The organism is Desulfosporosinus youngiae DSM 17734 (assembly GCF_000244895.1).
Lineage (GTDB): Bacteria > Bacillota > Desulfitobacteriia > Desulfitobacteriales > Desulfitobacteriaceae > Desulfosporosinus > Desulfosporosinus youngiae.
Genome location: NZ_CM001441.1, coordinates 2,167,932 through 2,189,076, shown reverse-complemented (window position 1 = coordinate 2,189,076; position 21,145 = coordinate 2,167,932). Strand labels below are relative to the sequence as shown.

The 21,145-nt window shown below is 45.8% G+C and carries 10 protein-coding genes, 2 tRNA genes and 3 rRNA genes; 1 reads left to right on the top strand and 14 read right to left on the bottom strand.

What is annotated here, in order from left to right:
• Positions 1-127: 127 nt before the first annotated feature.
• The 3 genes from DESYODRAFT_RS10255 to DESYODRAFT_RS10245 all read right to left on the bottom strand — a co-directional run bounded on the left by DESYODRAFT_RS10255 (position 128) and on the right by DESYODRAFT_RS10245 (position 4,012).
• Positions 128-865 (bottom strand): SDR family NAD(P)-dependent oxidoreductase, encoded by a 738-nt coding sequence (locus DESYODRAFT_RS10255; RefSeq protein ID WP_007782667.1) that lies wholly within the window; start codon positions 863-865, stop codon positions 128-130.
• A 162-nt stretch (positions 866-1,027) separates the two neighbouring features.
• Positions 1,028-1,228: an aspartyl-phosphate phosphatase Spo0E family protein gene (locus DESYODRAFT_RS10250; RefSeq protein ID WP_007782664.1), complete on the bottom strand. Its 201-nt coding sequence runs from the start codon at positions 1,226-1,228 to the stop codon at positions 1,028-1,030.
• A 135-nt stretch (positions 1,229-1,363) separates the two neighbouring features.
• Positions 1,364-4,012, bottom strand: coding sequence for an HD domain-containing phosphohydrolase (locus DESYODRAFT_RS10245; RefSeq protein WP_007782660.1), 2,649 nt, complete (start codon positions 4,010-4,012; stop codon positions 1,364-1,366).
• 168 nt (positions 4,013-4,180) lie between these two features.
• On the opposite strand from DESYODRAFT_RS10245, the gene DESYODRAFT_RS10240 reads away from it, so the two are divergent.
• Positions 4,181-5,512, top strand: a complete 1,332-nt coding sequence (locus DESYODRAFT_RS10240; RefSeq protein ID WP_007782656.1) for a DNA recombination protein RmuC — start codon at positions 4,181-4,183, stop codon at positions 5,510-5,512.
• Between the two features lie 93 nt (positions 5,513-5,605).
• Here the strand turns inward: DESYODRAFT_RS10240 and cydC are convergent, their stop codons facing one another.
• From cydC to DESYODRAFT_RS10190, 11 genes are all read right to left on the bottom strand, one after another.
• The gene (gene cydC, locus DESYODRAFT_RS10235; RefSeq protein WP_007782654.1) at positions 5,606-7,348 is read right to left on the bottom strand and encodes a thiol reductant ABC exporter subunit CydC; all 1,743 of its coding nucleotides are present in this window, start codon (positions 7,346-7,348) and stop codon (positions 5,606-5,608) included.
• Complete coding sequence (gene cydD, locus DESYODRAFT_RS10230; RefSeq protein ID WP_007782651.1) at positions 7,345-9,078, bottom strand: thiol reductant ABC exporter subunit CydD; 1,734 nt, start codon at positions 9,076-9,078, stop codon at positions 7,345-7,347. Before cydD ends, cydC begins: the two co-directional genes overlap by 4 nt.
• 107 nt (positions 9,079-9,185) lie before the next feature.
• On the bottom strand, positions 9,186-9,347 hold the full coding sequence (locus tag DESYODRAFT_RS28695) for a hypothetical protein (RefSeq protein ID WP_169315919.1): 162 nt from the start codon (positions 9,345-9,347) through the stop codon (positions 9,186-9,188).
• 579 nt (positions 9,348-9,926) lie between these two features.
• Complete coding sequence (cydB, locus tag DESYODRAFT_RS10225) at positions 9,927-10,931, bottom strand: cytochrome d ubiquinol oxidase subunit II (RefSeq protein WP_007782649.1); 1,005 nt, start codon at positions 10,929-10,931, stop codon at positions 9,927-9,929.
• Positions 10,922-12,310, bottom strand: a complete 1,389-nt coding sequence (locus tag DESYODRAFT_RS10220) for a cytochrome ubiquinol oxidase subunit I (protein ID WP_007782647.1) — start codon at positions 12,308-12,310, stop codon at positions 10,922-10,924. Before DESYODRAFT_RS10220 ends, cydB begins: the two co-directional genes overlap by 10 nt.
• A gap of 511 nt (positions 12,311-12,821) precedes the next feature.
• Entirely contained in the window at positions 12,822-14,267 is a 1,446-nt protein-coding gene (locus DESYODRAFT_RS10215; RefSeq protein ID WP_242833608.1) for an LTA synthase family protein, read from the bottom strand.
• Between the two features lie 1,010 nt (positions 14,268-15,277).
• A 5S ribosomal RNA gene (gene rrf, locus DESYODRAFT_RS10210) occupies positions 15,278-15,393 on the bottom strand.
• Between the two features lie 176 nt (positions 15,394-15,569).
• Positions 15,570-18,478: ribosomal RNA gene (locus tag DESYODRAFT_RS10205) — 23S ribosomal RNA — on the bottom strand.
• 167 nt (positions 18,479-18,645) lie between these two features.
• Positions 18,646-18,721, bottom strand: a tRNA-Ala gene (locus tag DESYODRAFT_RS10200).
• Between the two features lie 2 nt (positions 18,722-18,723).
• Positions 18,724-18,800 (bottom strand) — tRNA-Ile (locus DESYODRAFT_RS10195).
• Positions 18,801-19,158: 358 nt separating this feature from the next.
• Positions 19,159-20,726 (bottom strand): 16S ribosomal RNA (locus tag DESYODRAFT_RS10190).
• The 16S, 23S and 5S rRNA genes sit together here with 2 tRNA genes alongside, the layout of an rRNA operon.
• Positions 20,727-21,145 lie beyond the last annotated feature (419 nt).

Below are 21,145 nucleotides of genomic sequence, written 5' to 3'. Positions count from 1 at the left end.
TTATATACTATTATCTTACATAATACCATGTTACATCAACAGTATAAAGGGCAACTCCCTCTAGACCTATTCTTTCCAAAATAATAGGCCACTGCATTGAGTGGCCAATGGATAATTCTGAGATAGGCTAAATGAAGTTTCCTCCGTCAACCACTATGGTTTGTCCAGTCACAAACCCTGCATGATTTATGATTGAATAGACTACTTCCGCGATATCCTCAGGCCGGGCAATCCTTCCTAAGGGTGTGCCGGCAGCAAGATGGGCGATATGGTCTTCCTTCCCCTCAACCCAGCGGGTTTGCACAATTCCCGGGGCAACGGCATTAACTCTCACCTCAGGAGCCAAAACCCGGGCCAGGGATTTAGTAACACTGGTAGCCGCCGCTTTAGAAGCAGAGTACGCAATTGAACTGCCTAACCCAGTAAGCCCTGCTATGGATGTGATATTAACGATGCACCCTCTGCTTTTCCTAAGCTCAGAAGAAGCCGCCCGGCAACAGAAAAACATTCCCTTAACATTAACTCCGAAAATATCATCCCAATACTCATCTTTCATGCCCTCAAGATCTGAATGCTCCACAAAATGAGTCATCCCTGCATTGTTGACCAGGATATCCAGGGTTTCAAAATCGGCCGTTACTTGACTAACCATTGCTTTAACCTCAGCATCCTTAGATACATCTGCTTTATAGGTCAAACAACGGACCCCTAAGTTCTTGACCTCTTGGCAGGTCTGTAAGGCGTCTTCTTCTGAACGGGAAAAATTAAGAGCAATATTAACTCCCGACTTAGCCAGTAATAAGGCTATAGCTTTTCCGATACCGGTCCCTCCCCCGGTAATCAATGCCGTTTTATTGTTCAACATTTAAATATCCTCCTCATCTAAACATTGTCACTTGACCTTAATGCTTTCTAGTATAACTCACAGGATAATCCGGGACAATACTTGCCCAAGTTCACCAGCAGATTCTGAATTATGTAAACATCCAAGAGCAGATTCAGGCAATTGGATAACGATTAAATCACGTTAAGAATAAGGCCAATCGAAATCTCTATAATTTGCCTCTATTACTAGCAATAACTCTTGATATTTATCCAATACTTCATCTAATGCTTGACTTGCAGCTATGACTTCAGGATCTGTGTAAGCCCGTCCTTCTTTCACTTTGATCAATTTTGAGCGCAATTCTTCAATTTGCTTGATTAAGTCCTCGATCGTCTCAGACACTTTTTTCCTCCATTTAAGTTCTTTTCCACAAGTTAATATTATACACTAAACAATATGTGGAAATCTATTAAATCGAAAAATATTTGGGACTATTTAGTATATCCCAAATAGTCCCAAATAAATCAAGTATAAAATTTAGTTAAAGCCCTCCATTTGAATTGCAAATTGATCACACCTGATTACTTCAATAAATATGGGGACGAGCTGGGGATCAAATTGAACCCCTTTATTTTTGTTTAATTCCTGAAAGGCTTGCTCTTGAGTCATGGCTTTCCGGTAGGGGCGATTGCTGGTCATTGCATCGTAAGCATCAGCTATGGCTAATATACGGCACTCTAAAGGGATTTTATCTGCTTTGAGTCCCAAGGGATAGCCCTGGCCGTTCCACCATTCATGATGCCTCAGGATAAAATCAGCGATAGGTATCAGGTCGGGGGCGGACTGAGCAATTCTATGTCCGATCTCACTATGCCGCTGCATTTCTTTAAATTCTTCCTCATTAAGACGTCCCGGTTTGAAAAGAATGCGATCAGGGATGCCTACTTTTCCAATGTCATGGAATTGGGCCAGAAGTCTTAAATCTGAGAGAGTCCGCTCCGACAACGCCAACGCTTGACCTAAAGAGATGACCAGATCCTGCAGCCGGTCTGCATGTCCTTCTGTAATAAAATCTCTGGCCTCAAGGGCTTTCATCATGGCCTGAACTAAAGCGCTGCGGGTACTTTTACTGCGATGTAATTTTTCACGGTACATACCATCATCCGCTTCTCTGAACACCTCTCCCACATCCACATTCATCCTCCCACTCACGGCAAAACCCATGGATAAGCTGAGAGGAAACTCCTCGTTTTCGGAGTTATACCTTTCAACAGCCATTCGAATTCTATGGCAGGCCTGTTCAACGACCGTTAATTCACTATTCGGCAAAATGATGGCAAACTCATCTCCGCCTATTCTAAAAACAAGGTCCTCTTCCCGAAAACACTTCTTAATAAGACCTGCCGTCAGCCAAAGCAATTTGTCGCCGGTGGTATGTCCCAGTGTATCATTGACCAGTTTCAGTCCGTCGACGTCACAAACAATCATCCCAACCGGAGCGAAATCATCCCCTTTGAGGAAACGCATTTTTTCTTCAAAATAAGTGCGGTTATACAGCTCAGTTAAGACATCATGGAAACTAAGATGGACGAGCTTCTCCTGAAATTGTTTACGCTCGGTAATATCTTCGCCAATGCTGGCAATACCAGAGACATTACCCTCAGCATCAAATAAGAGGGTATGATTCCAATGAACAAACCGACTGTTTCCATCTTTCGTTCGAACAGGGTAGATATTATGGACAGCAATCTTTTTACTGTTTAATACCTCCTTAAACCAAGCATAGGCCTCTAAGCGATATTTCGGCGGAACGAAAACCTCAAAAAAGTCATGTCCAACCACTTCGTCCCTTTGCAAGCCGGTTAACCCCAATATGAAGTCATTACAAAAACTGATCCGTCCATCCTTATCTATTATCCCTGTGATAAGTTTTACGTTCTCGAGCATGGAGCGCAACCGACGTTCCGATTCTCTAAGCAGTGCTTCCTTAGATTGCAGTTTCTCATAATTAGCCCTTAGTTCTTCCTCAACTGCCGCAAGTTCTTCGTAACTGCTTTCTAAATCTTCCTGAATCATCATTTTCCTAATGATTTCTTCTTTTAGATTAGTTTTAGAACGTTCTAAGTCCCGGAAACTATCTTTAAGTGCAGCTGCCATCCTCTGGAAATTATCGGCAAGCGAATTAATTTCGATAACCGGACTTTCCAGTTGATAGGTATCCACCCGTTCATTGATGTTATCATTAAGTTCCGTAGTAAACTTCGCTAATTTAGTAAGTGGAACTACAAGCCAACGCTTGACTAAAACCACTAAAATAAGAGCAAAAAAGATTGTGATAGCAATAAAGTAAATAGGGAGGTAGTACAACTGATTCATGACGTAAGTTGCCGGAACAGTTACTCCCAATGACCATTCCAGGCCTGGCACCGGAGCATAGGCCAGATATTTATCTCCATCTTGAAATGTATTCCGGGTAACTCCGGTTTCTCCGCTGATCATTTTTTTAATGGTTTCTATATAGTCCGATGAATCCCGATTATGCATCAGCCCATTGTAACTCATGATATAATCCTCTTTGGGGTGAATAATCATCAATCCATCTCTCTGAACAATAAACGCGTTGCCTATCTCTCCAACTCCTTTGGTTGAAACGAGATGGATCAAGTCAGACAAATCAATGCTCCCGCCAAAAAGGCCAACGACTTTATTATCCTTCTTAACAGGAGCAGCTATTACAATGCTGTATTTGCCGGTTCCATAGGAAAATAAGGGATCAGAGATCACTGAAACGCCGGCAGCCATAACCTCTTGAAAATATTCACGCTTACTGATACTGCCTTTTTGACCGGAGTTCAGTAAGTAATTGCCCTCACTGTCGGCATAGAAAAATTCTTGAAAAGAGCTTTTACGCTGCTGCAGTTCCTCATTCATATAGGAAAGGATCAAGTCTGTGTCTTCCGTTTCCATTAAGGGTGTATTAGCCATAATCTCAACGCTTGTTTTATGAGCATCCAACCACAAGCCCACTTCAGAACTTGAAGAGAGGGTCAGCGAGGAAATATGCGCTTCCAGATTAGTTATCAGGAGCTCTCTTGTCTGAAAAAAGGCCAGAAAGGCTAACCCTCCTAAACCGAAGGTCAAAGCTAATATCATTAGAGCTGTTATATGTATCTTAAACTGCTTCATTTTTCCTCCATGGCATCTTAATTCAACTATAAATTAGTAAAATTCTCTGCCCAAATCAAATCTCCTCTTTAAAAACAATCTAACCAAGGATAATTTTTTATTGTATCTGTTTGTTTACAAAATATGATAAAGTGTTAGTTGAAGAAACACTAACTCAGGAGGCAATTCATGACAGAACCAGTATTAATCGACCTTATCCAAACCATCCTTTTAGTCATTGGGATTATCCTGCTTATCATCTTAATGATCCGCTCATTCCGCAATCCTTATTTCAAGTTCGAAAGTAAGTTCGATTCCTTAGAAAAGAGTCTGGAACGCAACGAACGGCGTGTTAATGGAGAAATCGCTAAAAACCGGGAGGAAGCAAGTACTAACTCAAGACAAGTCCGCGAGGAATTAAATCAATCAGTCTGTTCCTTTAACGATTCTGTGCTGGCACGTATGACAGAAATCGCCGGCCTTCAACGCAACCAATTAGACATTTTCGCTGTTCAGTTAAGCTCCCTTACCAAAACCAATGATCTAAAATTAGAACATATGCGCAAGACGGTAGAAGAACGTCTTCTCCTGCTCCAACAGGATAACGGCCGGAAATTAGACCAGATGCGGGCAACCGTAGATGAGAAACTCAGCTCCACTCTTGAACAACGTTTAGGAGAATCCTTTAAACTGGTCAGTGAGCGGTTAGAGGCGGTACACAAAGGGCTGGGGGAAATGCAAACCCTGGCTTCCGGTGTCGGAGACCTGAAGAAGGTTCTGACCAATGTTAAAACCCGTGGGATATGGGGCGAAATTCAGCTTGGCAGCCTGCTTGAGCAGATTCTTACTCCTGACCAGTATTCCTCTAATGTTGTGACTAAAGCAGGGAGTAATGACCGGGTGGAATACGCCATCAGGCTCCCGGCCCGGGATGGCCGGGACAATATTATCTGGCTTCCGATTGATGCCAAATTCCCCATTGAAGATTATGAACGGTTAATCGCGGCACAAGATCAAGCTGATCTCTTACTCATTGAAGAGCTCGGTAAATCTCTGGAAAACCGGATAAAGTCCGAGGGAAAAACTATCAGAGACAAATATATTGATCCCCCGCATACCACAGATTTTGGTATCTTATTTTTACCTGTTGAAGGTTTGTATGCCGAGGTGCTGCGCAGACCAGGCCTTTGTGAACGTCTCCAGCGTGAATGTAAAGTTATCATTACAGGTCCCACCACATTGGCCGCCCTCTTAAACAGCTTGCAAATGGGCTTCAAAACATTGGCTATAGAGAAACGCTCCAGCGAAGTATGGAACTTACTGGGGGCCGTAAAAACCGAATTCGGCAAATTTGTAGAGATTCTGGAAAAAACTCAGAAGAAACTTCAAGAAGCAAGCAACACCATTGATACAGCCACAAAAAAGAGCCGAACCATTGCCCGCAAGCTTAAGGATGTGCAGACCCTCCCCGCTAACGAAGCGGAATTAATGCTTGAGCAGGAGGCAGATTTTCAGAAATAACCAATAAGCAAGCCTGGATACTTCAAGGAGCTGATCTCTTCTCTTACCAGGAAGAAATCAGCTCCTTGTCCTGTTCGTTTAGCCAATCGTGAATCACACGTCTTCAAGTGGCGGCCTTTGTACTGTATTATCCCACAGTTTGCGATAGAATCCTTCTAGTTGAAGCAGTTCATTATGCTTTCCGCGTTCCACAACCTGACCTTGATCGAGCACCAGAATTTCATTCATTTTCTCCATTCCGGAAAGCCGGTGAGTTATGATCAGCGTGGTGCGCCCTTCCATGAGTTGATAAACCTCTTCCATAACCGCTCGTTCTGTGATGGGATCAAGTCCTTCCACAGCTTCATCCAAAATCAGGACAGGAGCATTTTTTAACAGGACTCTGGCAATGGCTAACCGCTGTCTCTGCCCTCCGGATAGCTTAAACCCTCCTTCCCCAACGAAGCTATCATATCCTTTAGGCAGGGACAGGATAAAATCATGAAGATTAGCCTTTTGGGCGGCCTGGATCAGTTCCTCTTCCCTGGCTTCGGGGTTTGCCAAAAGAAGATTCTCCCGGATGGTTGCGTTAAATATATGGGTTCTCTGAGTCACAACTCCTATACTGTCCCTAATCCTCTGTTGGGGATAATCCCGCAGGGAATACCCTCCCCAGTCAATCTTTCCCTCATCATACTCCCAAAAACGAAGAAGCAGATTGACGACACTGGTTTTGCCCGAGCCGCTTGCTCCTACAATCGCTAAATTGCCTTGTTCAGGAATTCGAAATGACACCCGCTGCAAAGCCCAGGGTTCCCCTTCACCATACCTAAAACTGACCTCCTGAAAGGCGAGACTCATTTCCTTCGGTTCAGGAGACACGCTTTCCTGATCTGTTACGGCTGGCTGGGCCTTGATTAACTCAAGCAAGCGATCCGCGGCAGCCCGGTTTTGTTCAAGATGATGTGGAACAAGCGCTAAAGGAAACAGTGCCTCGAAGCTGCTAAAGGCTCCAAGAGCCAGCATTCCTAAATTAACTCCACTCAATTTTCCCTGTTCTACGAGTACTATCCCTAAAACAAGAATTAGCCACATGCTGAGATTGGCAAGCATACCCGTCAAAGAGGAGGACAGCGCCGATAGCCGGGCGATTCGTCGCTGCTGATGGGCTAGCTTCTCATTCGTCCGCTCGATTTTATTCAACTGAGTACGAGCCTGACCATAGGCTAACAGCTCTGTAATTCCCAAAAGGCTATCAGCAATCTGAGTATTCAGCTCTGCTTTTAGAGAGACTAACCGACGCCCTGCCCCTTGGCTCAAAGATCGAATGATCCAGGGTATCCCCAACCCTGCCAATAAAAAACCGGCAGCCAGAATTACGGAAAATCTCAGATCATAATTAGCCAGAAACAGCCCATAACCACAAAGAACCAATAGAGCAGCCATGGGAGGCATTATAACTCTTAAGAAGAAGTTCTGCTGAATTTCCACATCCGCTACAATCCGGCTAAACAGATCCCCACTTTGTAAGTTAAATAAACGGGCCGGGGCCAGAGGCTCTAACCCTTCATAAAATTTCACGCGGATTTGGCTTAAAACCCGAAAGGTTACATCATGGGACACATAGCGCTCAAAGTAACGAAAGACTGCCCGGGAGAGTCCAAAGAAACGGACTCCAACGATGGTTACCATTAAGTCAAGGATTGGCGGGTGCAGGGCAGCACGAGCTAAAAGATAGGCTGACGCAGTCATCAGGCCGATATGACTTGTAATTGTCAGAGTACTTAGGATTAAAGCCAGTAGAATGCGCCGCCAGTATGGCCGCATCAAGTGAATTAACCATGTCATACTCTTCATTGTGATTCCCCTCGATAATTGTTCAGCAGTTGATAATAGAGCCCCTGCATTTTCAGCAATTCCTCATGACTGCCCTCTTCCGCAATCTGCCCTTGATCTATTACCAGGATGCGGTCTGCCTGATAAATTGTTTCCAGACGGTGGGCAATAATTATGGCGGTCCTCTCCTGCAGAAGGCGCTTCAAAGCCTTTTGCACTAAGTACTCACTTTCTAAGTCCAAATTTGAAGTCGCTTCATCTAGAATAAGCAGTGGGGCATCTTTCAAAAAAGCTCTGGCCAGCGCAATCCTTTGGGCCTGTCCGCCGCTTAAGCGGGCACCCCCTTCTCCAAGGAAGGTTCGGTAGGCGTCGGGAAGTGTCAAAATAAACTCGTTTGCCAAAGCGTCTTGGGCAGCTCTTACCACCTCTTCAAACCTTGCGGCAGGCCGGCCGATGAGAATGTTTTCCGCTATGCTGCCCGTAAAAAGATGTGGATTCTGAGGGACGTAGGCGATCTGCTCCCTCCATTTTTCTGCGGAAATCGTGTTGAGCGAAGCTCCATTAACCAATACCTGCCCTGCGGAAGGTTTCATAAAACGAAGTAATAGTTGGGCAATCGATGTTTTACCCCCTCCGCTGGGACCAACGAGAGCAATTTTTTCTCCTCTGTTTATGGATAGATTAATCTCTTTTAAGGCGGGAAGCTCTCCCTCCCGGTAAGTCAAGCTAACTTGCTGGAAACAGATCTGAAAATCTGAGGATAACACTTTATTGTGATCATTGCCGTCCAGCTCGTTGACCAGCGGCAAGTCTAAAATTACAAAAATACGAGCGGCGGCATTTACCCCCGACAAACCGGCGTGAAAATTCAAACCCAGAGTCCTTAAGGGAGTATAGAATTCAGGGGCAAGAAGTAACAGGAACAATCCCGTGTCGTAGGTGATGGTTCCGTTGACCAGTCTAAGTCCTATAGCAACGGCAACTAGGGCAGTACTGATCGTCGCCAGAAACTCTAACATCAGAGCCGATAAAAAGGCTATCCGCAGCACACTTAGGGTTGATTTTCGAAACGAATCGCTGACTCTCTCTATCACCTGTGCCTGAGCTTTTGACTTGCCGAACACTTTAAGGGTCGTCAATCCTTGTAAAACATCTAAGAAATGGGCACTCATCCAGCTTAACTGCCGCCACTGCTGAAGGGATTTCTTTTCCGCCAGCTTTCCTATCAGAATCATGAATATGGGAATCAGCGGACCTGTTAGAAGAAGAATTAATCCGGATTCCCAGTCCCGGGGAAACACAAATCCTAAGATTAATAGAGGTATCCCTGTGGCCAGTACCAGCTGGGGAAGGTACTTGGAAAAGTAATTCTCCAGGGATTCTATTCCTTCCACAGCGGTTGTGATTAATTCCCCCGCTCTTTCTGCGCGGGCATACAACGGTCCTAAAGCAAGGATATGGTTCATTAAGCGTTTCCGTAAATTCGTTTTGATGTAAGAAGCTGATTCATGGGCACATATCTCACTGAACCATTGCAAGACGGCACGTAGGCCGATAATACCGAGAATCATGAACAGGGGACTCCAGACTGCTTTAAGGGTACTCCCCTCTAAGAAGACCATGGCAACGACACGAGAGAAAAACCAGGCTTGAGCGACTGCTAATAAAGCGATCCCTATGCCGAGCCCAACTGTGAGGAATAGAAGTCTCCGAACAGGTCTCCCCTCACGAACTAAACGCTTATTAAACATATTGCCATCTCCTGGTTCAAGTTGGGGGCGGTTCTGGGTAGAGGGCCGTTTTAAGAATGAAAATGGGGTCGCCCGGGTCGGGCAGCTTCGCCCACATCCGTGCAAGATTAGTTAATTCGTGCGAAGACAGTGTCTTCGTACCGCAGCATTCCGAGGCTGGCCCACTCGCCGGTGCGGGACTTCGCCAAACCTCTGGGTAATACCTGATGTGAACCCGTGGCTCCGTATCCCCGCATCGTCTTGTGGGCTTTTACCGCCTCTCCATGCAATGGGTTCGCTTCTGTGGACGAATCTGCCCTGCTTGCGGGTCTGGGGATTCTTCTGCGTGTCTTTAGGGGCTATAATTTTTCAGAATAGCCTCCCATGCTGCTGCCGCAGCACCATCAGAAGATGAAAAAGATTCCACGAAGCCTTACCAGCCTCCCCCCAAAGTTCTGCTTATATTCCCAACAAACTGGCTGAAGGAGCGCTTGTCTGCTAAGCGGATGCGTCAGTGGAGCCGCGCTAAGGCGAGCGCAGACGGTTCGCGTCCCCGTAGCGCGCCGCAGGTTCACATGCGACGGAACACGATGTTCCTAGTGCCGCATGCGCCATGGATGGCATAGCATGCGGCCAGAAATACCCAGAGGTTCGGACGCGCTCGCGAACCGTCCAGCGAGCCAGCGGCGGAACTCGCAGACGCGTGCAGACCGAAGACACCGTCTTCGCACGGGTTAACACGGCTGAAAAGCGCTCCGCCCCAGAGCCAGACAGTAGAACCGACCTCCTGTCTAACCCCAGGAGGCTTTTTTCATAGTAACCTAAAGGGCAAGAAAATCTTGCCCTTCTTAATTCTATATAAGATCGTCTTAATAGTGAAGGTTTTTTTCAGTGATGCGTTTGCGAAAGACCCAGTACGTCCAGCCTTGATACAGGAGCACAATGGGGACCATGATCAGCGCAATAATCGTCATAATCTTTAAGGTGTACGGGCTGGATGAGGCGTTATATATGGTTAGACTCCAGTTTATATTCAGACTTGAAACTATTACGCGAGGGAAAAGCCCCCAGAATACGGATACTGTAAACAGCAGAATGGTTAAACCATTCATTACGAATGCCCAGCCGGCTTTGCGTGAACGGATCAAAAATAAGGCCAGGATAAGGGCTGCTCCGGAGCTCACTAAAGTGATACTCGCTCCAAGGCTAGAGAAGAGATCCGTCTGAAAATAGGTTAGAACTGCTAATAATAAGACGACTGGAATAGCGATTAAGCCAATGCCTTGCGCTGCTTTAGACGCACGCTCAGCCATTTCACCTGTGGTCTTTAGGCTGAGGAATAAGGAGCCATGAAACATGAAAACAAACAGTGTGGTTAGACCACCCACAAGTGTATATGGGGAAAGGAGGTCAAAAAAGGTTCCCGCATATTGCATATTTGCATCAATCGGTACTCCTCTGATTAAATTTGTCACAGCAACTCCCCAGAGCAGAGCTGAAACGAAGCTTCCTATGAAGATTGCACGATCCCAATTTTTTCGCCAGAGAGGACTGGAATCACTGCTGCGAAATTCAAACGCAACCCCACGAATAATTAATGATACTAACACCAAAAACAAGGCTAGAAAAAACCCGCTGAACAAGGTGGAGTACCAATTGGGAAAGGCCGCAAACATAGCTCCGCCGGCTGTAAGCAGCCAAACTTCATTACCATCCCAATGGGGTCCGATTGTATTAATAATAATACGACGTTCTTGATCGTTCTTGCCTAGAAAAGGAAGCAATATGCCTACCCCAAAATCAAACCCTTCTAAGAAAAAGAACCCAATAAACAAGACTGTAATGAGTATGAACCAGAGGATGTTTAAGTCCATAATGACGCCCCCTTAACTTCGCTATTCAGGTGTTCATCCCTGTCAGCCTCTTCCGGACCCTTCTTAATATACTTAGCCATGAGGTAAATATCCACGACCGCTAAGCAAGCATAAACCAGCAGGAATCCAAGAAAAGCGATGAGCATATAAAGGGCCGGAACAGAGGTTGATACACCGGCCTCTACTGTTTGTAACCCGTAGACAATCCAAGGCTGGCGTCCTACTTCTGCCAAAAACCACCCTGCAATATTGGCAATATAGGGCACCGGAATCGTCCAGAGCATAAGTTTCAGGAACCAAGTCTTTTGTTCTAAGTTTTTGGATTTAAAGAAGTAAAGTCCCAGCATAGCCATCAGAACCAACCAAATTCCTGCCGTCAGCATAATCCTAAAACTCCAGAACAAAGAAGTTACCGGCGGAACATAGTTGCCCGGTCCATAATCCTGAACTGCTTTATTCTGAAGTTCATGAATTCCTTTAACTTCCCCTGTAAAACTATTGTAGGAAAGGAAGCTTAGCAAGGCTGGAATTTTGATCTCAAAGTTGTTTTTCTGTCCTTGCTCATCAATGGAAGCAAATAAGGATAATCCGGCCGGATTTTCCGTCTCCCAATGTGCCTCGGCAGCGGCCATCTTCATGGGTTGTGATCCAACAAGGTGCATTCCTTGCAAATGCCCTACTCCAGTGACTCCTAAAATACTGATTAATCCAAAAATCAAGGCGATATGAAAGGAACGCTTGAAAAGATCCAGATGGTTCTTTTTCACCAGATGATAAGCACTAACCCCCATAACAAAAAAGCCAGCAGTCACAAAACCGCTAAGAACCGTATGGGGAAATTGATATAATACATGAGGATTGGTAATCAAAGCGAGAAAATCGGTCATCTCAGCGCGGCCATTACGCAAAATATATCCAACCGGTTCTTGCATAAACGAATTAGCAACTAAAATAAAGAACGCAGATAAGTTTGAAGCAATTGCCACAATCCAAATAGTGATTAAATGAACTTTCTTAGATAATTTATCCCATCCAAAAACCCACAGTCCTAAAAAAGTAGACTCTAAGAAGAACGCTAATAGAGCTTCAATTGCTAAGGGTGCTCCAAAGATATCCCCTACAAAACGGGAATATTCAGACCAGTTCATCCCAAATTGAAACTCTTGGACTATTCCGGTAACAACCCCCATGGCAAAATTAATAAGGAATAGCTTCCCCCAAAACTTAGTCATTTTCTTGTACATTTCATTTCCAGTCTTAACATAAAAGGTCTCCATCATAGCAACGAGGACCCCTAGTCCAAGGGTCAGCGGCACGAACAAGAAATGATAAGACGTGATCACTGCAAATTGTAATCTGGACAAAATCAGTTCAGTCATTGTTACACCTCCAATTAGTTTAATATAAGTCCCTAAACTATAAGTTCATCGATTATTTGGTACAGGCTTAATCCCCTCCTTCTCAGATATTGTTCTTTTTTGGGTGAATCACTATAGTTATATGTATTAAACTCATCTAATTTTATTTATCATTATACTAATTATAAATAAAACCGTCAATTGTAATTTCCAAAATTTTGGATAGCCTTAAATGTCTTCTCAGTTCGAACTAGTAAGATCTTTCGAAAGATAGGTATAAAAAAGCTTAGCGGGGAAGCCTCGCGAAGGCAGCCGCCTTAGTTGCATTTATGCTTAGCAAGCATATAACGCAAGTTTATACCTTATTGATAGTACGAGAAAGGGTGTCTTTCATAGAAATTTCATTTCCATAAAAGACACCCTTATCACTGCCTCATTCCAAAAAATAGTCATAATCCAAATAAAAACCAGCACAATCCGTAAGATCACTCATGAGTATCTTTAAGAACCTATCGGAATTTGTGTAAGGCTCTTATTTATATCCCGCTTCTTTAAAATAATTTTTCCGAATAACGAGATCTGCCATATCAATCCCTTTAATATGGTTCTCATATTCAGTACTATTCTCTGCCTCTCCCATGTATACTCGATTGGCTAAAACAGCAAAATCTTTCTTTGTATTGAGCAAATTTCGGCCAAACACAGTATTCGCATAACGTTCCTCATTGATTCCCATCAGATAGAGGATCGTAGGCATGGTATCAATTTGTCCCCCTATAGTCGGGATCTCTCGTCCGTTCATTCCCTTATGATAGATAATAAGCGGGATTCGTTTACTGTCATCGAGCCACCAGCTTTCTTGGGGCTGAATCGCTTTGACTTCATCATTATAGTATTTATGCACCCCTGTATGATCTCCATAGATAACAACCACCGTATTATCCAATACCCCGCTTTTATCCAGCGTATCCAAGAAACTGCCAATTTGTTCATCGGTATAACGAATACTTTGGAAGTATCCTCCAAGCTTCGTCTTATTAAAGTCTTCACTAAGCATAAGTGATCGATATCGCTCTGGCAAATCAAAGGGATTGTGGCTTGTTAAAGTCACCATAAAATCATAGAAGGGCTGCTCTTGTTCCCGGATTAGGGGCGCGATTTGTTTAAAATAGCTTCCATCACAGAGCCCCAGGCCAATCTTCTCATCCGTATTAAAACAGGAGTCGTCCATGGTCTTTTCAAAACCAATGGCCGTCAGGGCTGGCACCCAATTCCAATAAGATCCTTTATCAGGATGAATGGCTAAAGTACTATACCCATCCTCCTTCAAAAGCTTCGGCAGTGAATTATAAGTGTTGTTTGGAAATCGAAAAAAGGTAGCACCGGTACGAACAGGATAAACCGAAGTGTTGGCCATTAAATCAGCATCTGAGCTTGAGCCATTATACACTTGTTCATAAAAATTTGAAAAGTAAAAACTGTTAGCTAACAATTTATTAAGATTTGGAGTGATTTCCTGACCGTTAACTTTTTGATTTATAACAGATGTCTCGAGGGACTCGACTTGAATCATAATTAAATTCTTACCCTTGAAAATCCCTTTATACTCATTGGCCGGCAATTTCTCTTGATTTTGAGCAAGCCAATTTTTAATTTCTTCATTTTCCTCTGGAGTTAACTTCGCATCCTTACTGTCTTTAACATAGTTATAAATGTCAAAGCCATGATACCCTAGCGGAGATAGATTAGACATGGTCTGATTCGGAGACCAAGCGACTCTAAACAGCATCTCATCTCCATTACCTTTTAGGTCTATTTGAACATGCTGGTAATAAACATGCACAACTGACAGTACAAAAAGGATTAACAGAGTATAAATACTCCTTTGCGTTTTAATATAAAACTTTTTAAACTTTAAACCGATACCCAGCAACAGGATAAGATCAAGAACAAATAAAAGGTCAACCTGACGTAACATTGATATTATACTACTGAAAAGATTGTCCAGGTTGGTGGTTTGACTTAACAAATATGGAGTTACAAAGCTGCTATAACCTCGATAATACATTAGATCCACAATGAGAAGGGTGGAAAACAAACTGTTACAACTTAGCAGAAACCAAAAACGAAACCGACCCTTAAACAGAAAAGCAAAACTTAATATTATTACAATGAAAGAGACGTAAACCGCCAGAGGGGGCGAAGAACTAAAACTATAAAAAGCTTTCATGTGATTATATTGGGTCGCGTTATCGTTATTGATAAGCCCAATAAATAATATAGACTTAACTAGCATTGCCGCAACAGTGAATACAAACAGGCTGTCTTTAATCCCTAGTCCGGATAAGATTACGTGTAAACCCCGATACAAATTACGCCTGATACTGGCAAAATTACTTAACTTTCTATCAACATTTGCAAATTCATCTTCTAAGCGAGCCAAAAAACACCATTCCTTCATGTGTAATTTATTAACCATAGATTATTCGACAAAAGTTTTTCCTTTCCTTTAATTACGTGGGTTCTTCCAATAGTATTTATTGCCATTTTTCTTCCCGACGCTGTTACTTATATTAGCCAGTCGTTTGCCTTTAATAGTTTAGTTATAAAGCAAATAAAAATTAGGCACCTTTCATTGAAGGATGCCTGATTTTTCAATTGCCCTCTAAGCAGCTCCTATAACGTTTCCTTGTTTCAGATGATCTATTATGCACTATGCAAGCCGATAAGCCAAAAAAGCTAACAACGAACTCCCGTATTCGGTATACGAAAAGCACGATAGTGTCCAGTGGACAGTATCACCGAGCCACCCACCTAAAAGGTGGACTTCGTGGCGAAGGAATGAGCTTTTCGCCACACTGCGACTCATAACGCACGCTCCTGCAGTGTGGATCGAACGGGTGGAACCCCGGACCTCGATGCTTTCATTATAGTCTATCACTGATACACAGAAAGACCATCTCGTTAGAGATGATCTTTCGCTTGTTTACCTGGCGATGACCTGCTTTCCCAGGAGCTATGCTCCAAGTATCCTTGGCCCTGGAGGTCTTAACTTCCGTGTTCGGTATGGGAACGGGTGGAACCCCTCCGGCATAATCACCAGATGTCTGAGATAGCCGCTTTCTTTCGAACGCTGTTCTCTCAAAACTGCACAGAGTCGTTTATCTAGTATTGTCTTAGAATTTGAGCCACTCACCTAGTCATTCGCAATCCAGAAACCTTCCATCGTTGCCATCGTCATTTCTGACCTCTGGCTTCTGACTTCCGACCTCTGTGACTTTAGGTCAAGCCCTCGACCGATTAGTACCAGTCAGCTCCACACGTCACCGTGCTTCCACACCTGGCCTATCTACCTGATCATCCTTCAGGGGTCTTACCAGCTTTTGCTGTGGGAAATCTCATCTTGAGGCCGGTTTCGCGCTTAGATGCTTTCAGCGCTTATCCGCTCCGAATATAGCTACCCAGCTGTGCCTCTGGCGAGACAACTGGTACACCAGGGATTCGTCCATCCCGGTCCTCTCGTACTAGGGACAGATCCTCTCAAATTTCCTGCGCCTGCGACGGATAGGGACCGAACTGTCTCACGACGTTCTGAACCCAGCTCACGTACCGCTTTAATGGGCGAACAGCCCAACCCTTGGGACCTACTACAGCCCCAGGATGCGATGAGCCGACATCGAGGTGCCAAACCTCCCCGTCGATATGGACTCTTGGGGGAGATAAGCCTGTTATCCCCAGGGTAGCTTTTATCCGTTGAGCGATGGCCCTTCCACTCGGTACCACCGGATCACTAAGCCCTACTTTCGTACCTGCCCGACTTGTTGGTCTCGCAGTCAAGCTCCCTTTTGCCTTTACACTCTTCGCGCGATTTCCAACCGCGCTGAGGGAACCTTTGGGCGCCTCCGTTACTCTTTAGGAGGCGACCGCCCCAGTCAAACTGCCCACCTGATACTGTCCCCAACCCCGCTTCAGGGGCCTAGGTTAGAACTTCAGTACAAAAAGAGTGGTATCCCACCGTTGACTCCACCAAGGCTGGCGCCCTAGCTTCTCCGTCTCCCACCTATCCTGTACATTTTATACCAAAATCCAATGTCAAGCTGCAGTAAAGCTCCATGGGGTCTTTCTGTCCTGTCGCAGGTAACCCGCATCTTCACGGGTATTACAATTTCGCCGAGTCCCTCGTTGAGACAGTGTCCAGATCGTTACACCTTTCGTGCGGGTCAGAACTTACCTGACAAGGAATTTCGCTACCTTAGGACCGTTATAGTTACGGCCGCCGTTTACTGGGGCTTCAATTCAAAGCTTCGGGTTGCCCCTAACCTCTCCTCTTAACCTTCCAGCACCGGGCAGGTGTCAGCCCCTATACTTCTCCTTTCGGATTCGCAGGGACCTGTGTTTTTGTTAAACAGTCGCCTGGACCATTTCTCTGCGGCTCACTCTTCAGTGAGCGCCCCTTCTCCCGAAGTTACGGGGCTATTTTGCCGAGTTCCTTAACGAGGGTTTTCTCGCGCGCCTTAGGATTCTCACCCCATCTACCTGTGTCGGTTTACGGTACGGGCACCTGGTCACTCACTAGAGGTTTTTCTTGACAGCCTGGAGTCGGTTACTTCGCTACTTATGTTCGCTCCCCATCACGTCTCAGAGTCTCGCAGGGCGGATTTGCCTACCCTACCTCCTACTCGCTTGGGCGTGCTCGACCAACGGCACGCTTAACCTATCCTTCTGTGTCACCCCATTGCTCAGACATTTCCAGGTGGTACTGGAATTTCAGCCAGTTGTCCATCACCTACGCCTTTCGGCCTCGGCTTAGGTCCCGACTTACCCTGGGCGGACGAGCCTTCCCCAGGAAACCTTAGATTTTCGGCGGGAAGGATTCTCACCTTCCTTTTCGCATACTCATACCGGCATTCTCACTTCTATCCACTCCACCATTCCTTACAGAATGACTTCTCTGCTGATAGAACGCTCCCCTACCCCTGCGCATCAAGCGCAAGCCATAGCTTCGGTGATACACTTGAGCCCCGTTACATTTTCGGCGCAGAACCACTCGACCAGTGAGCTATTACGCACTCTTTAAATGGTGGCTGCTTCTGAGCCAACATCCTGGTTGTCTGTGCAATTCCACATCCTTTCCCACTTAGTGTATACTTTGGGACCTTAGCTGATGGTCTGGGCTGTTTCCCTTTCGACTATGAAGCTTATCCCCCACAGTCTGACTCCCAATCTAAATCCAATGGCATTCGGAGTTTGATAAGGTTCGGTAACCTGGTAAGGCCCCTAGCCTATTCAGTGCTCTACCGCCATCGCTCATCAATTGAGGCTAGCCCTAAAGCTATTTCGGGGAGAACCAGCTATCTCCGTGTTCGATTGGCATTTCACCCCTACCCACAGCTCATCCCCTGCCTTTTCAACGACAGTGAGTTCGGGCCTCCAGTGGGTTTTACCCCACCTTCACCCTGGCCATGGGTAGATCACACGGTTTCGGGTCTACAGCATGCAACTTTCGCCCTCTTCAGACTCGCTTTCGCTTCGGCTCCGGCTTCCCGCCTTAACCTCGCTGCATACCGTAACTCGCCGGTTCATTCTACAAAAGGCACGCCACTACACCAACGTGCTGTGACTGCTTGTAAGCGCACGGTTTCAGGTTCTTTTTCACTCCTCTTCCGAGGTGCTTTTCACCTTTCCCTCACGGTACTGGTTCGCTATCGGTCGCTAAGTAGTATTTAGCCTTGGGAGGTGGTCCTCCCTGCTTCCCACGGGGTTTCACGTGTCCCGCGGTACTCAGGATTCCCTCACAGTTTGGTTCCTTTTCGTTTACAGGGGTCTTACCTTCTCTGCCCGGACGTTCCAGTCCTGTTCAGCTAAGGAACCATTCTTAAAAGAGGGTCCTACAACCCCGAATCCCGAAGGATTCGGTTTGGGCTCTTCCCGTTTCGCTCGCCGCTACTCAGGGAATCGATGATTCTTTCTTTTCCTCCGGGTACTTAGATGTTTCAGTTCCCCGGGTTGTCTTCATCAACCTATGTATTCAGTTGAGGATAACCGGACATGACTCCGGTTGGGTTGCCCCATTCGGGTATCCACGGATCAAAACCTGCTTACGATTCCCCGTGGCATTTCGCTGTTAACCGCGCCCTTCTTCGACTCTTAGCGCCTAGGCATCCACCGTACGCCCTTAGTAGCTTGACCTAGTTGATCGCTACGTCTAGGTTTACTCAAAACTTGCGTTTTGATGTGAATTCTTTGACTTTACTAGTTTCTTTCTCTATGCAGTTTTCAAAGAACATGGCCGAAATTCTTTGCACCAGAGTCTAAGTTCTTTCGAACATCGGACTTCGTGCCTCGAACCTCGATAATGGTGGAGGTAAGCGGGATCGAACCGCTGACCCCCTGCTTGCAAGGCAGGTGCTCTCCCAGCTGAGCTATACCCCCATTGGTGGGCCTAGATGGATTCGAACCATCGACCTCACGATTATCAGTCGTGCGCTCTAACCAACTGAGCTACAGGCCCATTTCGATATTCGAAGTTTAGTAGATCAATTTTCGATTTTGATATGCCTTGCGGCATTTGGAATCTCTGTCTTACTACTATATTCGAACTTAATTAATTTGTGAGTTTCCATTTCACCGATCATCTCAATTCACCATCCGCGGAGCGAATTTCCATTCGAACCTCGAATATTGAGCCTCGATTACCTGGTCTCTCAAAACTAAACAACAGCTCTCTCCAATGAGTTGCCGATCCCTCGTCTTGAGTCTTTCGACTCGTATTGATCTCTCATCAAACTCAGCTTCTCAACCTTGCTCTCCGAAAGAACCGACCAATAGGATGTTCGTCTAAAGCCTAAGCTCTAAACCGTTCTCCTTAGAAAGGAGGTGATCCAGCCGCACCTTCCGATACGGCTACCTTGTTACGACTTCACCCCAATCATCGGCCCCACCTTCGACGGCTAGCTCCCTTTCGGGTTACCTCACCGGCTTCGGGTGTTGCAGACTTTCGTGGTGTGACGGGCGGTGTGTACAAGGCCCGGGAACGTATTCACCGCAGTATGCTGACCTGCGATTACTAGCGATTCCGACTTCATGCAGGCGAGTTGCAGCCTGCAATCCGAACTGAGACCGGCTTTCTCGGATTGGCTTCACCTCACGGCTTCGCTTCCGTCTGTACCGGCCATTGTAGCACGTGTGTAGCCCAAGACATAAGGGGCATGATGATTTGACGTCATCCCCACCTTCCTCCGGTTTATCACCGGCAGTCTATCTAGAGTGCTCAACCTCACTTGTTAGCAACTAAATACAGGGGTTGCGCTCGTTGCGGGACTTAACCCAACATCTCACGACACGAGCTGACGACAACCATGCACCACCTGTCTCTCTGCTCCCCGAAGGGCACCCCCATGTTTCCACGGGGTTCAGAGGATGTCAAGCCTTGGTAAGGTTCTTCGCGTTGCGTCGAATTAAACCACATGCTCCACCGCTTGTGCGGGCCCCCGTCAATTCCTTTGAGTTTCAACCTTGCGGCCGTACTCCCCAGGCGGAGTGCTTATTGTGTTAACTGCGGCACAGAAGGGGTCGATACCCTCTACACCTAGCACTCATCGTTTACGGCGTGGACTACCAGGGTATCTAATCCTGTTTGCTCCCCACGCTTTCGCGCCTCAGCGTCAGTTACAGTCCAGAAAGTCGCCTTCGCCACTGGTGTTCCTCCACATATCTACGCATTTCACCGCTACACGTGGAATTCCACTTTCCTCTCCTGTCCTCAAGATCTCCAGTTTCCGATGCACTCTCAGGGTTGAGCCCTGATCTTTCACACCAGACTTAAAAATCCGCCTACGCGCCCTTTACGCCCAATAATTCCGGACAACGCTTGCCCCCTACGTATTACCGCGGCTGCTGGCACGTAGTTAGCCGGGGCTTCCTCCTTGGGTACCGTCATGTGAAATCAATATTTTCAACCTCACCGTTCTTCCCCAAAGACAGTACTTTACAATCCGAAGACCTTCATCATACACGCGGCGTTGCTCCGTCAGACTTTCGTCCATTGCGGAAGATTCCCCACTGCTGCCTCCCGTAGGAGTCTGGGCCGTGTCTCAGTCCCAGTGTGGCCGTTCACCCTCTCAGGCCGGCTACTGATCGTCGCCTTGGTAGGCCTTTACCCCACCAACCAGCTAATCAGACGCGGGTCCATCCATAATCGATAGCATATACAGAGGCCATCTTTCCTTAAGTCGCGATGCCACGTCTTAAGATTATCCGGTATTAGCCCTCGTTTCCAAGGGTTGTCCCGGCTTTATGGGTAGGTTACCCACGCGTTACTCACCCGTCCGCCACTAAGAATTTCTCTAAGCAAGCTTATCAAAATTCTCCGTTCGACTTGCATGTGTTAGGCACGCCGCCAGCGTTCGTCCTGAGCCAGGATCAAACTCTCCAAAAAAAGTTATTTCACTTCTCACTTGAAGAAGATGATTGACTCATGATTTGTTTTGAAACTCTTGCGAGTTTCTCTCATTGGCTGTCCTTGTTGTTTAGTTTTCAAAGACCATTCATCATCCTTGCCCTCAGGGCCGGAATTACATATTAGCATTTTCAACTATCGTTGTCAATCACTAATTTATTTTCCTTTGCAGGTGACAAGTTAAACGATTTAGCTCGCTGCTCGTCAATCACTGTGTATCCCTGCGACACTCAGTTATATTACCATTTTCATTCTTAACTGTCAACTATTTTTATTTCAATTAGTTTAATAAATTTAATAGACTTAAATTTAATAGACTTAAATTTAATGGTGTCTGTATTATATCGGGGGTATCAGGGGGACAGGGTTATTGACCTTAAATTGTTGTCGATACCCCC

Excerpts from the sequence above, each read along its gene's own strand:
- DESYODRAFT_RS10255 (WP_007782667.1), bottom strand. The coding sequence starts at position 865 with ATGTTGAACAATAAAACGGCATTGATTACCGGGGGAGGGACCGGTATC.
- DESYODRAFT_RS10240 (WP_007782656.1), top strand. The coding sequence starts at position 4,181 with ATGACAGAACCAGTATTAATCGACCTTATCCAAACCATCCTTTTAGTC.
- DESYODRAFT_RS10245 (WP_007782660.1), bottom strand. The coding sequence starts at position 4,012 with ATGAAGCAGTTTAAGATACATATAACAGCTCTAATGATATTAGCTTTG.
- DESYODRAFT_RS10220 (WP_007782647.1), bottom strand. The coding sequence starts at position 12,310 with ATGACTGAACTGATTTTGTCCAGATTACAATTTGCAGTGATCACGTCT.
- cydD (WP_007782651.1), bottom strand. The coding sequence starts at position 9,078 with ATGTTTAATAAGCGTTTAGTTCGTGAGGGGAGACCTGTTCGGAGACTT.
- cydC (WP_007782654.1), bottom strand. The coding sequence starts at position 7,348 with ATGAAGAGTATGACATGGTTAATTCACTTGATGCGGCCATACTGGCGG.
- cydB (WP_007782649.1), bottom strand. The coding sequence starts at position 10,931 with ATGGACTTAAACATCCTCTGGTTCATACTCATTACAGTCTTGTTTATT.
- DESYODRAFT_RS10215 (WP_242833608.1), bottom strand. The coding sequence starts at position 14,267 with ATGTTACGTCAGGTTGACCTTTTATTTGTTCTTGATCTTATCCTGTTG.